The 13,093-nt window shown below is 50.3% G+C and carries 14 protein-coding genes; 2 read left to right on the plus strand and 12 right to left on the minus strand.

Annotated elements, in window-relative coordinates:
• Positions 1-9: 9 nt before the first annotated feature.
• Complete coding sequence (locus tag AC1S52_RS13140) at positions 10-162, minus strand: hypothetical protein (RefSeq protein ID WP_482029466.1); 153 nt, start codon at positions 160-162, stop codon at positions 10-12.
• A gap of 196 nt (positions 163-358) precedes the next feature.
• Between AC1S52_RS13140 and AC1S52_RS13145 the strand changes: the two genes are divergently transcribed.
• Entirely contained in the window at positions 359-1,549 is a 1,191-nt protein-coding gene (locus AC1S52_RS13145; protein ID WP_482029467.1) for a TRC40/GET3/ArsA family transport-energizing ATPase, read from the plus strand.
• 2 nt (positions 1,550-1,551) lie between these two features.
• Here the strand turns inward: AC1S52_RS13145 and AC1S52_RS13150 are convergent, their stop codons facing one another.
• The 11 genes from AC1S52_RS13150 to AC1S52_RS13200 all read right to left on the minus strand — a co-directional run bounded on the left by AC1S52_RS13150 (position 1,552) and on the right by AC1S52_RS13200 (position 11,840).
• On the minus strand, positions 1,552-3,624 hold the full coding sequence (locus tag AC1S52_RS13150) for a dynamin family protein (protein WP_482029468.1): 2,073 nt from the start codon (positions 3,622-3,624) through the stop codon (positions 1,552-1,554).
• A 104-nt stretch (positions 3,625-3,728) separates the two neighbouring features.
• Entirely contained in the window at positions 3,729-4,280 is a 552-nt protein-coding gene (locus tag AC1S52_RS13155; protein ID WP_482029469.1) for a hypothetical protein, read from the minus strand.
• 96 nt (positions 4,281-4,376) lie between these two features.
• The gene (locus tag AC1S52_RS13160) at positions 4,377-4,715 is read right to left on the minus strand and encodes a hypothetical protein (RefSeq protein ID WP_482029470.1); all 339 of its coding nucleotides are present in this window, start codon (positions 4,713-4,715) and stop codon (positions 4,377-4,379) included.
• A 203-nt stretch (positions 4,716-4,918) separates the two neighbouring features.
• Positions 4,919-5,710 carry a YdcF family protein gene (locus tag AC1S52_RS13165; protein ID WP_482029471.1) on the minus strand — a complete coding sequence of 264 codons (792 nt, stop codon included), beginning with the start codon at positions 5,708-5,710 and terminating at the stop codon, positions 4,919-4,921.
• Positions 5,711-5,713: 3 nt separating this feature from the next.
• The gene (locus AC1S52_RS13170; RefSeq protein WP_482029472.1) at positions 5,714-6,619 is read right to left on the minus strand and encodes an MBL fold metallo-hydrolase; all 906 of its coding nucleotides are present in this window, start codon (positions 6,617-6,619) and stop codon (positions 5,714-5,716) included.
• On the minus strand, positions 6,606-7,013 hold the full coding sequence (panD, locus tag AC1S52_RS13175; protein ID WP_482029473.1) for an aspartate 1-decarboxylase: 408 nt from the start codon (positions 7,011-7,013) through the stop codon (positions 6,606-6,608). The genes AC1S52_RS13170 and panD overlap by 14 nt, the downstream gene beginning before the upstream one ends.
• 375 nt (positions 7,014-7,388) lie before the next feature.
• Positions 7,389-7,901, minus strand: a complete 513-nt coding sequence (locus AC1S52_RS13180) for an inorganic diphosphatase (RefSeq protein ID WP_482029474.1) — start codon at positions 7,899-7,901, stop codon at positions 7,389-7,391.
• A gap of 295 nt (positions 7,902-8,196) precedes the next feature.
• The gene (locus AC1S52_RS13185; RefSeq protein WP_482029475.1) at positions 8,197-9,012 is read right to left on the minus strand and encodes an inositol monophosphatase family protein; all 816 of its coding nucleotides are present in this window, start codon (positions 9,010-9,012) and stop codon (positions 8,197-8,199) included.
• Between the two features lie 268 nt (positions 9,013-9,280).
• A complete protein-coding gene (locus AC1S52_RS13190; protein WP_482029476.1) occupies positions 9,281-9,790 on the minus strand; it encodes an allophycocyanin subunit beta in 510 nt (169 codons plus the stop codon).
• Positions 9,791-10,102: 312 nt separating this feature from the next.
• Positions 10,103-11,257, minus strand: a complete 1,155-nt coding sequence (locus AC1S52_RS13195) for a glycosyltransferase family 2 protein (RefSeq protein ID WP_482029477.1) — start codon at positions 11,255-11,257, stop codon at positions 10,103-10,105.
• Between the two features lie 160 nt (positions 11,258-11,417).
• Positions 11,418-11,840: a hypothetical protein gene (locus AC1S52_RS13200; RefSeq protein WP_482029478.1), complete on the minus strand. Its 423-nt coding sequence runs from the start codon at positions 11,838-11,840 to the stop codon at positions 11,418-11,420.
• Positions 11,841-12,115: 275 nt separating this feature from the next.
• Between AC1S52_RS13200 and puuE the strand changes: the two genes are divergently transcribed.
• Positions 12,116-13,021, plus strand: a complete 906-nt coding sequence (gene puuE / locus AC1S52_RS13205; protein ID WP_482029479.1) for an allantoinase PuuE — start codon at positions 12,116-12,118, stop codon at positions 13,019-13,021.
• Positions 13,022-13,093 lie beyond the last annotated feature (72 nt).

Raw genomic sequence — 13,093 nt, forward strand, 5'->3', positions numbered from 1 at the left:
CAATCATCGTCACATTCTTGCTCTGTCCATCTGGACGGTTTCCATCGGCGCGAGTGCCTTGTAATGAGTGAGCATAATGACTGTTTTCGCGTCAGTCGCCGCCGTTGAGTCAGTCTTCCCATCCTGGCACGACTGACTCGCCCCCACTTGTGGCTCTTTCATAGTCGGTGATCGGGTAACCAGTCTTGGACAACCACCCTACTGTATTCCATCCAACTGAGAACCGCATAACAAGGATAATCATCAACCAGGCACACCTGCTACACAGTCTGTAAAACCTGGAATTGTGCCCCATTTCTGTAAGAGTCTACTAAAGTAAAAGAATGTAAATAATTCTCAGGAAGGGGCTTCGACATCCATGCGCGTAATTTTGATGACGGGAAAAGGAGGCGTTGGAAAAACCTCTGTTGCTGCCGCCACGGGACTGCGTTGTGCCGAGCTGGGCTACAGAACCCTCGTCCTGAGCACAGACCCTGCCCACTCTCTGGCAGACAGTTTTGACATGGAACTGGGGCACGACCCCAAACCCGTTCGCCCCAACCTGTGGGGAGCCGAACTTGACGCGCTGATGGAACTGGAAGGCAACTGGGGTGCCGTCAAACGCTACATTACCCAGGTTTTGCAGGCACGCGGTTTAGAAGGAGTCCAGGCAGAAGAACTGGCAATCCTGCCCGGTATGGATGAGATCTTTGGTCTAGTCCGGATGAAGCGCCATTACGACGAAGGCGAATATGATGTGCTGATTATTGACTCTGCCCCCACTGGCACTGCCCTGCGTCTGTTAAGCATTCCGGAAGTAGGGGGCTGGTACATGCGCCGCTTCTACAAACCATTTCAAGGGATTTCTGTTGCCCTGCGTCCTCTGGTAGAACCAATTTTTAGACCGATCGCCGGTTTTTCCCTACCCGACAAAGAGGTAATGGACGCTCCCTATGAGTTTTATGAGCAGATTGAGGCGCTGGAAAAGATCCTGACCGACCCGACCCAGACCTCTGTGCGGCTGGTCATGAATCCAGAAAAAATGGTGATCAAAGAATCCCTCCGTGCCCACGCCTACCTCAGCCTTTACAACGTCGGAACTGACCTGGTGATTGCCAACCGGATTATTCCCGATGTCGTCACCGACCCCTTCTTCAAGCGCTGGAAGGAATCGCAGCAACAGCATAAGCAGGAGATTTACGATAATTTCTCACCGCTGCCGATCAAAGAAGTGCCTCTGTATTCCGAAGAAATGTGCGGTCTAGAGGCACTCGATCGGCTGAAAGAAACCCTCTATGCCAACGGTGAAGATCCGTCCCAGGTTTATTATAAGGAAACAACCTTACGGGTGATTCAGGAGCAACAGCATTACAGCCTGGAGCTTTACCTGCCCGGAATTGCCAAAAACCAGATTGAGTTGAGCAAGACTGGGGATGAACTTAATATTCGCATTGGTAACCACCGGCGCAACCTGGTTCTACCGCAGGCACTAGCAGCCCTTCAACCCTCCGGCGCGAGAATGGAGGAAGATTACCTCAAAATTCGCTTTGCCAATGGTGCACCGGCATAGCACTAAGCCGACAGAAGGGTCTGATACTCCAATTCAAGGCTCTGACATTCGCTGGAAATGGTTTTCTCCATGCTCTGTAGACGGTTGAGTTCGGCAGTGCGGTTGATTTCCTGGGACTCTTTTTGCTTCAGCAGGTTATCCAGTTCGCTTTTGCGCCCCTGGATATCATCGTTGACGCGATTGACCACTTCCCGCTCGTAGGTGTCAAAGCATTCTTGAACGGCACTGTAGATAGGTTGCCACTGGTCCTGAGCGACCTGGGGTAAATGTTTGACCAGTTCATTCTTGATTGCTTTAGTGAAGTGTTTACGGGCATGGTCGGCTTGCAATGCGCCAACGCCTAACCCTATCAGGGCGAAAGTAATAGGTCCCATCATCACACCAAAAATGGAGGCAGCCATCAGGGAAACCCCCGCAGCCGTGAAAAAGTTGAGCATGATGCTCTTAAAGTCAAAGCCTGAAGCTGCCAACGCTACACCAGCAAAGTTACCAGCAGCCAGGGAGAATAATCCCATCGCCCACTTTGCCCAGCCAGGGGTGCCATCATCTTCGGCTCCCAGGTTTGCCCGTGTCTGGATTTTCTGCCCGGTTAGTTTTTCGGTAATCTGGTCAGTGACTTCAACGTAGGATGCGCCATATTTGGCGGCACTGGTCGAGAGTTGGAAAAAGGCATCGTTCAGTTCCTTCTCAGCCGTGACCGTCCAGGCAAAGAACTTGTCGTTCACGTATTGCTGGAATGCTTCTTGCGCAGCAGCCCCGAACTGTTCCCGTTTAGTTTCGCTGAAGAAATCGAGGAACTGGAGATCGGGGGGTTGATAACGGAGAAAGTCTTGCTCAAAGGTGTTTTCCAGATTAAGGACGTAGGTGCGGAAGGAATCGGCGATCGCCCTTGCTTTCCGGTCCCGCATCTTGCGGATTTCATCCCGAAACTCATCCCGAATCTCGCTTAACTGGCTGAACTGGGGTTCCACTGAACTAATTCGCTGCTTCAGTTCTTCCACATCTTGATCCAGTAAAGGAATACGCCGTTCGATCGCTTCCCGGACACGGGTAAATGCCTGACGGGCAAGGGTTCTGGCTTGGCGAAGTTCAGCGATCGCCCGTTCCTGAGTCAGAAACGTATTCAAGGCTCCCATGAATTCTGGAAAACCGGTTCCCTCCAGGGAGGCTGCCGGATCTTTGACTCGACGGCGCAGTGCTTGAATTGCCGAGATGCCAAACACCCGTTCATCATACATATCCCCACCATCCACAATGCAGTACTCTGCCAGATTGGTGTGGAAGACCTTCCGCAGTTTCCCTTCCGCCTCTGCCAGTTCCTTTGGATCATCCGGGTCAATCAGTCCCTCTTTCACCTGATCCCAGGCGTTAATCAAGAAGAAAATCGACAAGCCCCGGTCTTTGATGTAATTCTCCAGGTAACGGCGCTCTGCCAGGGTGCAGGGTTGGGATGCCCGCAGGACAAACAGAATAGCATGGCAGTTAATAATGTAGCCCAGGGAAAGCTCGTTTCGGGCTTCCGTATCATTCAATCCGGGGCTGTCCACAATCTCAATTCCCTTCTCCAACAAGGGCAGGGGATACTCTACCACCGCATGACTGACATCGGGAAATGCCTGCTGTTTCTGCTGCTCTAGTTGCTTGGCTTCCTCTGGATCAATCGTGTAACGCTGCTTGAAGCTCTTAAAATCAATCTGCTCTGGTGGTTTTCCATCATTAAAGTGAACCGTTACCGTCTTTTCTGGACCGTACCGAAGAATCGTCAGCAATGCCGTACAGGGGTTCACATCGCTGGGCAACAGATTTTCACCCAGAAGTGCATTTAGCAGCGTGCTTTTGCCCCGTTTCATATCCCCCAGGATCAGCAGACGAAACACACCCTGCCGCAGATTTTTACTGGCAGTGGCAATGTCTTCAATCTCCCGTTCCAAACCCAACTGTCCGGATGCCTTTGCTCCATCCAGTTCAGCCTGAGTCAGTGTTTCTGCAATCTTGCCAAGATGATCGGCAATCCGCTGGCGTGCCCGGGCAACGCGATCGAGGTCATTCAGGAAGCTGGTGGTTTCGACTTTCATGGAGGAGAGGGGTGAGGGGAGGGAAAGAGTTAAGAGTTAAGAGTTTTGAGGGTGAGGGTGAGGGGTAGTCGGTCATTGGTCATTGGTCATTGGTCATTTATTGCCTAATCCCTTCTTCCACTGGCGATTAAATGTTGCTGGAAGTTGTATGCGAACTGGTAGAACAAGGCAGCAAAGATAATTTGGAGCAGGAGTGTGATGATAAAAAATGGTTTTACCTGGTTCAGGAGGTTGGTGAGGCTCCAGGGGCTGAATTGCAGGACGGACGTAGTGCTGGGGAAGGGTAGAAAGATACCTAATACTACCCAGCTAAAAATGATGGATAGGTGGTTCACCAGCCAGCCGTAAAGACCTTCCCACCAGCTCATCAGTCCGGGAAAACCACCCGTTGCGGTTTCTCGATTGGGCAGGCGGCTCTCCGGGAAAAACTGATCTAGCAACTGGTGGAGCCAGTGGTGGAGGCAGGCAATCAGCACGATGGGGCTGAAGGTGATCAGAAGATAAAGGATATAGATAAACCTGGGGAAAATGGTGATCAACCAACTGATCAGCCACCAGAGATAGCCTAAAAGATGCTGAAAGCCAGCCATGAGAAGAATGACGGCGATCGCAATCACCCAGGAACGGGGCACGGGAATCCAGGACCAATTCTGCATGGGGGTTTGACTCGTGGAGGTCTTGTTAAGAGGTGATCTCAAGTCAGAAGCGTGCGCTCTATGGACATGAATCACTCCCTAAGTGGAAAATTCCGGTCAGTGTTTGGAACGTTCTTTCTCAAATAAGAGCTTATAGGCTACCCAGGCAATGCCCCCTACCAGAACCGCTCCGGCAAGCCATTTGGCAATTTGGAGAGCGATCACCACGGCGACCACAATGCCCAAAAATTTGACAACCTTGATGACCTGGCTAAAGCGTGGGTTTAGGGCACGTTCCGACGAATGTTTTTGGGTGGGGGAAATGGGTGGTTCGGTTGCCTGGGGCTGTTGGTAAAGTTCTGCTTCCAGTTCACGCAGACGCAGGGCATGTTCCCGTTCTTGCAGTTCTTTCTCTCGCCGCCGGATCTCTTGTGCTTGAGTGTTTTGAGAATCCATATCAGTTGATGGTCGTATAGGGTAATGAAAGGGCAATGAACCCAATCAGCGTAACGATTCAAGATTGCAACCGGAAATTTTTGATCGCCGCTCTAATTTAGCTTTCTATTTTTGGCAATGCCTATATCAGCACAAAGAACTTTACCGACCGTCTATACCTATGGAACTCAAACTTTGTCGTCAAGGTATAAATCACTGGTGCTTTATACCCATCTCCGTAACCAGTAAACCCCAATACCGACATATTCTTTCAGGGCGCGGGTTGTACGGAGCAACCACTCCGCATCAGGCAGCAGATTCAAAATGACGGCTTCAGGGCTAGTGCCGAGTTCCGATGAATCTTGCTGAGAGGTAAAAAAATCAGTTGGGGCGGAGATCGCCTCAATTCCCAGTTTCTTAAAAACCATCAGCGATCGCGGCATGTGCATGGCGGAAGTCACCAGCAGAATCCGGCGAATTCCTTTCGACTCCATCATCTGCTTCACATTGACAGCATTCTCGCGGGTGTTGTGGGAGTTGGGTTCTTGCAAAATGGCAGATTTGGGCACCCCCATTCCCTGAACCAGCTCTGCCATATCAGCAGATTCAGAGCGACCACCGCCCCGCCAATCAATCCGACCACCGCTCAGAATCATTAAGGGAGCTTTGCCATCCCGGTAAAGTTTTGCGCCGTAGAGAACGCGATCGCCCGCTTCCCCGACCTCTACCCAGGGGCGGGGTGGAGACTGGGGTTTTGTGCCACCGCCAAGAACAACAATCGCCTCTGCTGTGGGTACTTCGGTCGTAGGAAGGTTTTGGAATTCGAGCGATCGCACCAGCCAGTTACTGACCCAGGCGTTACTTCCTGCCAACAAAATGACTAATCCCAGTCCAATGGGCAGCGCTGCCAGTCGAGGACGCTTCCAGACTATGACCAGTCCCAGGAATAGTAGCAGGCAGGTCAACCCCAATGGGTAGAGAAAAAGTGGCAGCAGTTTTGAAAGAAAGAGAAACATACTCTAAACTACGGGCAAAATCATCCCTTCCCTTGCCAGGATGCTGTTTAGGAACACTGACTGCACCTGTGCTTCCACCTCGTCCAGAAAGTCGTCAGTGTGATTAGGGTCGTGGTGAAAGATGACGGCTTTTTTGACGTTTGCTGCCTTTGCCAGTTTGACGGCTTCCTGCCACGTTGAATGCCCCCAGCCAACCTTGGAAGATTTAGGGTCGTGATATTCCTCATCGGTGTAGCAGGCATCGTAGATCAAAACATTGGCATCGCGGGCGAGATAGCGTAAATTCTCATCCATCCGATCAGGAAAATGCTCCGTATCCGTTGCATAAACAACTGTGCGTCCCTGCCAGGTGACGCGGTAGCCCATTGCCGTATTTGGATGGTTGAGGGGTCCGGTTTCGATTGTAATGTCGTCGATTTTCATCACATCGCCGGGGAACAAATCATAGAATTTGAGGTCAGATTGCATAACCTGCATCGGCACCGGAAAGTTAGGATGCAACATCTGGTCATGCAACCGTTGCTTCATCGTGGCACCATTGGGTGCGATCGCCCCATAGATATGAAAGCAGTTGCCCTTGATAAAGGCTGGTTTGAAGAAGGGAAAGCCTTGAATATGGTCCCAATGGGAATGAGTGAAGAACATATATGCCTCTACTGGCATCTGCTTAATCAGATGTTCTCCCAAAACCCGCAGTCCGGTGCCGCCATCAAAGATCAGCCGTTTCCCTGCTGCCCGCATCTCAACGCAGGAAGTATTGCCGCCGTAGCGCACCGTTTTGCTGCTAGGAGCGGGAATACTGCCACGGACGCCCCAAAACTGAACTACAAAGTCTGGATGCTGGCTCATATCTTCCATTTCTCCAGATTTAGCCTGGGTGTTCTGTGCTGGTGAGTCAAGGTTTGCCATTGTTGGTCAGGTGCTTTTCATTTAACAGGTCGGTGTACTGTCGGACTTCTACCAAGCAGTTATGGCTGTCTACCAGGACAACTTTGGGAGAATGGGTTTTTAGTTCTTCCGAAGAAAGCTGGGCGTAGGTCATGATGATGATGCGATCACCGGGCATTCCCAGGCGAGCCGCTGCCCCATTTAGCTCTACTGCCCCCGACCTGGCGGGAGCAGCGATCGCATAGGTGATCAGGCGTTCACCATTTGCCACGTTCACGACTTGAACTTGTTCATAGGGAAGGATTCCCGCTGCGTTCAATATCGTCTCATCAACACTAATGCTACCCACATAGTTCAAGTTGGCAGCAGTTAGGGTGCAATTATGTATCTTTGATAGGAGGATCGTTCGTTGCATGGTAGGGAGAGGTGTCGGGCAGAAGGATGCACAAACCTATTCTTCTATGTTCGCCCATGAGTGGGTTGACGTGACTTGCTAATTTGTGTATACCAGGCTTTTTTGCAATAGTCAGGAATAGTTATGAATTTATGACGTTGTAAAGAAGCTCTTTTAAAGCCTATCCGAAAGCTTCCTGGGTTAGGGCTAGGCTTTAACAAAAGGCTGTTTAAACAGGCTTTTATACCAATTTATCGAGTAGAAGCTGAAAATGAAAAGAATAAGCCCGTAGCCAATTGGGTCGGCGGCAGAAGCACAGCGGACGGCTGACTACGGACAGAGAATGAAAAGGAGAGATTGTGAATGGTGAGCAGTGGGCAAAAACCTACTGTCCCATTACTTACTACCTGCTTTAATACATTCCTCTACCAGGGGCATAACCAGGTCTACATCTTTCCAGCCCAGAATTTCGGTTACTTTTTTCTCCAAGTTTTTATAAGACCTGAAAAATTCCGCAATTTCATCCAGGCGGTGGGGGGCAACGTCATTCAGCGACTTGACCTGGACATAGCGGGGGTCTTTAGCGGGAACACAGAGAATCTTTTCGTCGCGATCGCCGCCATCAATCATTTCCAACATGCCAATGGGGCGAGCAGGGATGACACAGCCTGGAAAGGTGGGCTGGTCAATCAGCACCATCCCATCCAGGGGATCACCATCATCCGCCAGGGTATTGGGCACAAAGCCGTAGTCATAGGGATATTGCACAGAGGAGTAAAGAACGCGATCGAGGGCAAAAGCGTTCAGATCCTTATCGAACTCATATTTATTTTTACTCCCGGCAGGAATCTCGATCAGGACATTTATCAAACCGGGTTTCGGTTGGGCAGGAATACGGGTTAAGTCCACAGCAGTTCTCCAAACTAGCGAGCTATTAGGGTATAGGTTACAGGGTATAGGGTGTAGGGTACAGGGTGCCAGACTCAAACATTCAGCCTTTAGTCTTTAAGCCTACCCTTCGGGAACGGCGAAGCCGTATATCCTTCACCCTTTTCAGTCAACTCTGCTCCCCGAATAGCATTTTACGGGAAGAGGGAAAAGGAAGGGAGATATAGAGGTGTCAGGTGCAGGCTTAGACCTCGGAGGTTTTGAAAACCTCCGAGGTATGCTCTCACGCCAGCAGATGTCAAGGCAGCCGTAGTAGTTAAATAGGGGCGTTCAATTCCTGGACAAAGGGCAGGAATGTTGGCACAAGTTCGGGTTTACTGACCACCAGGGTTGGATAAGCGCGGCGGCTATAGTTCTGACCGGGTTTGAGCGGAAAAATTGGGTCAGGTTCTAAGGGAGTCCAGACAGCACCGGCAGCCTGGGTGATTGCCCAGACGGCTGCGATATCCCAGATTTTGGGAGTGGCTTCCACGCCCCCCAGAGACCAACCCGCGGCAACGGAGAGTAGGTTGAAGGTGGCTACGCCTAGCATTCGGATTTTGGCAGGTAAGGGATTTTTCAGAACCGAGGTGCTGCGGGCACAGATGTTGAAGAAGTGGTTAGGGGAAACGTCGTCTGCACTGGTCTGAATCGGGCGATGGTTAAGGAATGCTCCGGTGGGTCCTGCCAGTCCAGAGTTGCCATACCAGTAGCCGTGAAAGGACTGGTTCAAGGGAGGCAGGTGGACATAGCCAAAAACGGGGGTGCCCCGGTAAAGCAATCCTAAAGAGATGCCCCAGAGGGGTAAGCCTCTGGCAAAGTTGGTGGTGCCGTCTACAGGGTCAATTACCCAGCACCAGTCGTTATCGGGGAAGATATGTTCCGCTTCTTCGCTGAGAACGCCGTGGGCGGGAAAGGCTTGGGCGATCGCCCGTCTTAACTCCTCATCTGACCAGCGATCCGCCTGAGTAACTAGACTGCCATCTGCCTTTTGGGCTGCCTGCACCTGGCTAAAGTCTTGTAAAAGCCGATTTCCGACCTGATGCGTGGTGGTTTCGGCAAAGTTCAGCACCTGGTTCCAAAAGTCGTTCATGTAGAATCACCAACGTAGAATGGGCAAAGGGTTTTACCCGTGCCTATCGCAAGGAGCCATGGCAGATGGGCATGTCTAGCTTTGCCTATCCTACATTGGTAGTTTTTTAAAAGATCATCTTAGGCGATTTCCAGGGAAGAAACCACCCAGCCATTGTAGGATGGGCAAACGGCTTTACCCGTGCCCATCCGCTTCAACGTTTGGTGATGGGGACGCACACTCTGCCCATCCTACGCTGGCTTCGGTATAGTCTTTATCGGAAATCTCCTTAGAGATCGTTTTCGCTGATCTCGCGTACTACATAGTCAAATGGTTCATCCACAAAGGTCGTGTCCTTAACACCGGCTGCGGTTAATTTCTCCTTGACAATATTTTTCATCAGTTCAATACTGCGAGCGGTGGGTCCAAGTGGAATTCCCAAAGAGTTGAACATATCCCGTAAACCAGCCAACAGTCGCTCATCGAGAACACTATTGTCTCCTACCACTAATGCATAGCTGCAATAGCGCAGGAAATAGCCCATATCTCGCAAATACATCGAATGACGACGGGTTGTATAGGCATTGCCGCCCGGTTTCAACAATTCAGGCTGTTCTTCAAATAATTGACTGGCTGCTTTTTTGACAATTTCAGCAGCATTAGAACTAATCAAGGTTGATGCCTGTACTCGGTCTGCTCCGCTGCTGAGAAAGTCCTTTAGAGAACTCATCCCATCCCCATTCAAAAACTGACCCGTGAGATCATATTGTTCAACGATGCTAGTTAGTTTGTCCTGCATAAGATTCTTCTACCTACCAACAATAGGGTGTGTTTGGGCAATCAATCTACACGCCATTTGAGTCAATGGACAAAATCTAAGCCCGTAGGCTTACAGAATGCCTGAATAAGGAAGCTGCTCTGAAAATCGTTGCCTTACAACTTCAGGCATCTGCCCAAATGGCTTTGCTCTAACTGTTTTCACTTTAATCAGGGAAGCAACCCAAACGCGATGAGTTCATATTTTTTAGTGCTTAACAATTCTTGACACGATTTCACCTTATTTGCGCCAGTTTGGTAAAGAAATCGTAATTTCAGTGCGATTCAATTTGCCTTATTTGGATGATTCTGCTGAGCGCTGAAGGTTTTGCAGGTGATGTTGGGCGGTTTCGCAATTGGGATCAAACGACAGTGCCAGTTCAAAGGCGGCGATCGCTTGTTCCCGCTGGTTCAGTTGCAGGTAAGCAAGACCCAGACCACAGGCAGGATCGACATCAAGCAGGCTGCGTTCAAAGGGTTCGCTGTTGTAGAAATGGGTAGTTTGTGCCAGGTGGAGGCAGTGTTCAAAGTAGGCAACGGCACCCAGGGGAAAGCCTAAATCGAGTAGTAAATGCCCTGCCAGGTAGTTGAACGGCATATGATTGGGGCACCACTCTAACCCGCGCTGGTTAAGCATTCGAGCAGTTTCTACATCACTGCGATCTAATGCCTGGAGTGCCATAAAGTGCATCAAGGTGGGCAACCAGTAAAACTCATCTGGTTTCTCGCCACTGAGCAGGTGAGGTAGGAGCCGATCAAAGGCTTCCTGGTAGCAGGCTTCGGCTTTGTCGAGTTGATCGGTACGCAGATAATTGCGGGCAAGGCAGTCCAGTAGCCAGAAGTTTAAACCTTCCTGCTGGCGAATCGATTCCAGGATGGGGATTTCGCGGGTGAGGGTTTTCTGACGCAACTCAACTGCATCGCTGTTACCGTGGTGGAGGATTTTGATCCCCTGGAGGTATTGGTAAATCAGTGGGCGATCGCCTCCATATTGAAGCTGCTCATGGTAACGGTTAACGTAGCGAAACTCCGGTAGATTGCGAAATAGACGGACATGAAACCCACCCAGAAACGCCGCTTCTGGTACATTGACATCGTTGCGGGAGATGGCAAATGCCAGCGTGTCTGGCTGGTTAATTAGTTGCTGGCGAAAGTCAGGGTCTTCAACAACCAGTTCCTCATCGGCATCCAGGTGCAAAATCCACTCACCCGAAACTTGGGTCAGGGAATAGTTTCGCGCTGCCGCAAAGTCATCGCACCATTCAAAATAGTCCAGCTTTGCTCCAAACTGAGCTGCAATTTCCAGCGTGTTGTCCTGGGAACCTGTGTCAACAACCACTATCTCATCTACATAGGGTTGGGCGCTAGACAAGCACCGCGCCAGGTTTTTGCTCTCATTTCTGACGATCATGCACAATGATAAAACTGGCTGGGAGGGATGATCGGTCATTCTGGACTTACCGGGTACAGGTCGATGCAATGGCGAGTGCTTCACTTTAATACTAAAGCCGTCCAATTAATTTGCATGCCAATCATTGTTCTAACAACCAACCGATCCATGAAACTCTTTAGCTCACAGGGCTTTTGCTCACCAGGATGATCCCCAAAGCTTAAAAATAAAGCCGTTCTTCGAGCCAGATTAAAACTTCTTCTTCCGAGTCCAGATAGGTGGTTTGCCCGGTCAGCGGATCGTATGCCTGCCACCAGGTATGACCATCCTGATCTGAAATCTGCTTGACATCGGGTTCTGGATGCGTATCCAGCGATCGCCCACTTCCCAATGGTTGATTCAGCACATTCCAGACACGCTGCCAGAAATCCGGATAGGCAGTGGAATCGGAGTAGTCCAGGTCGAAGCACTGCTCTAGATGCTCAACCTGCTTCTCGATTGCAAAGTGATCAATCAGGTAACTTAGCAAAGACCTCCAGGGATGCTCCAGCCAGTCCAAGTATCCTCTCTCAGTGATTTGTGGAGCCTGAATTGAATTGGGAATTAATTCTAGTTCTTTATAGGTTTGCCATTGAGTTTTCATATAAAACACCACCACGCAAAAAAAGATAGCTGCGCCTGTCTTGCTCCTCAATTAACAATGTTTCGGTTAAAGTCAGAGAAAAAACAAAGGACACGACTTTATTTCTGTATCTATTTTTACAGAAATAAAATATAGTTGACAATTTTTCTGTGTTGGATTCCTGACATTTTTCCAGGATAGGAGGCAAGCTGCTCTGGCTTTGCTGCTCGTTTAGGGTGAACCTGGTAAGTTATATCCGGTGAAGACAAAATTCTGAATTCAAAGAGGTCTCAGCAATGACAGTGGACTACCCTCGGAATATGGTTGGTTATGGACGAAATTCGATTGATCCGAAATGGCGGAATCAAGCCCGTGTTGCTGTCCAGTTTGTGATCAACTACGAAGAGGGGGGTGAAACCTGCACTTTGCACGGAGATCAAACGTCTGAAGTTTTTCTGTCCGAAATTGTGGGAGCCGTTCCACTGCATGGACTTCGACATATGAATATGGAGTCCTGTTATGAGTACGGTAGTCGGGCAGGCTTTTGGCGGTTGCATCGACTGTTTACCGAGCGGGGCATTCCAGTGACGGTCTACGGTGTAGCTATGGCATTAGAACGTAACCCGGAAGCGGTGGCTGCCATGATTGAAGCGGATTGGGAAATTGCCAGTCATGGCTACCGCTGGATTGACTACAAGTATTTTGGTGAAAAGCAGGAATGGGAACACCTGCAAACGGCGATCGCCATCCACACGCGAGTGACCGGCAGCCCTCCCCTGGGTTGGTACACCGGACGCACCAGTCCTTTCACGCGCAAATTGGTTGTCGAGGCAGGCGGGTTTCTCTACGATGCCGACAGTTACGCCGACGATCTGCCCTACTGGGTGTTTGACTACGGTAAGCCCCACCTGGTCATTCCGTACACCCTGGACAACAACGACATGCGGTTTGCCACCCCCCAGGGCTTCAATTCTGGCGACCAGTTCTTTGCTTACCTGCGAGATGCCTTCGATGTTCTCTACGCCGAAGGCGAGACTGCGCCCAAAATGATGAGTGTGGGTCTACATTGTCGTCTGGTAGGCAGACCGGGACGAGCAGCGGCGCTGGCAAGATTCCTTGACTATGTGCAGAAACATGACCGGGTATGGCTCTGCCGCCGAGTTGATATTGCCCGTCATTGGCATCAACACCATCAGCCATAATGCGACAACCAATCACTACAGAGGTTGGTTGATCTCTGGGATCTCTGACACCTGATACCTGACATCTCTGAC

This window comes from Kovacikia sp. CALU 1929 (assembly GCF_056784235.1).

Excerpts from the sequence above, each read along its gene's own strand:
- AC1S52_RS13140 (WP_482029466.1), bottom strand. The coding sequence starts at position 162 with ATGAAAGAGCCACAAGTGGGGGCGAGTCAGTCGTGCCAGGATGGGAAG.
- AC1S52_RS13145 (WP_482029467.1), top strand. The coding sequence starts at position 359 with ATGCGCGTAATTTTGATGACGGGAAAAGGAGGCGTTGGAAAAACCTCT.
- AC1S52_RS13150 (WP_482029468.1), bottom strand. The coding sequence starts at position 3,624 with ATGAAAGTCGAAACCACCAGCTTCCTGAATGACCTCGATCGCGTTGCC.
- AC1S52_RS13155 (WP_482029469.1), bottom strand. The coding sequence starts at position 4,280 with ATGCAGAATTGGTCCTGGATTCCCGTGCCCCGTTCCTGGGTGATTGCG.
- AC1S52_RS13160 (WP_482029470.1), bottom strand. The coding sequence starts at position 4,715 with ATGGATTCTCAAAACACTCAAGCACAAGAGATCCGGCGGCGAGAGAAA.
- AC1S52_RS13165 (WP_482029471.1), bottom strand. The coding sequence starts at position 5,710 with ATGTTTCTCTTTCTTTCAAAACTGCTGCCACTTTTTCTCTACCCATTG.
- AC1S52_RS13170 (WP_482029472.1), bottom strand. The coding sequence starts at position 6,619 with ATGGCAAACCTTGACTCACCAGCACAGAACACCCAGGCTAAATCTGGA.
- panD (WP_482029473.1), bottom strand. The coding sequence starts at position 7,013 with ATGCAACGAACGATCCTCCTATCAAAGATACATAATTGCACCCTAACT.
- AC1S52_RS13185 (WP_482029475.1), bottom strand. The coding sequence starts at position 9,012 with ATGAACGACTTTTGGAACCAGGTGCTGAACTTTGCCGAAACCACCACG.
- AC1S52_RS13190 (WP_482029476.1), bottom strand. The coding sequence starts at position 9,790 with ATGCAGGACAAACTAACTAGCATCGTTGAACAATATGATCTCACGGGT.
- AC1S52_RS13195 (WP_482029477.1), bottom strand. The coding sequence starts at position 11,257 with ATGACCGATCATCCCTCCCAGCCAGTTTTATCATTGTGCATGATCGTC.
- AC1S52_RS13200 (WP_482029478.1), bottom strand. The coding sequence starts at position 11,840 with ATGAAAACTCAATGGCAAACCTATAAAGAACTAGAATTAATTCCCAAT.
- puuE (WP_482029479.1), top strand. The coding sequence starts at position 12,116 with ATGACAGTGGACTACCCTCGGAATATGGTTGGTTATGGACGAAATTCG.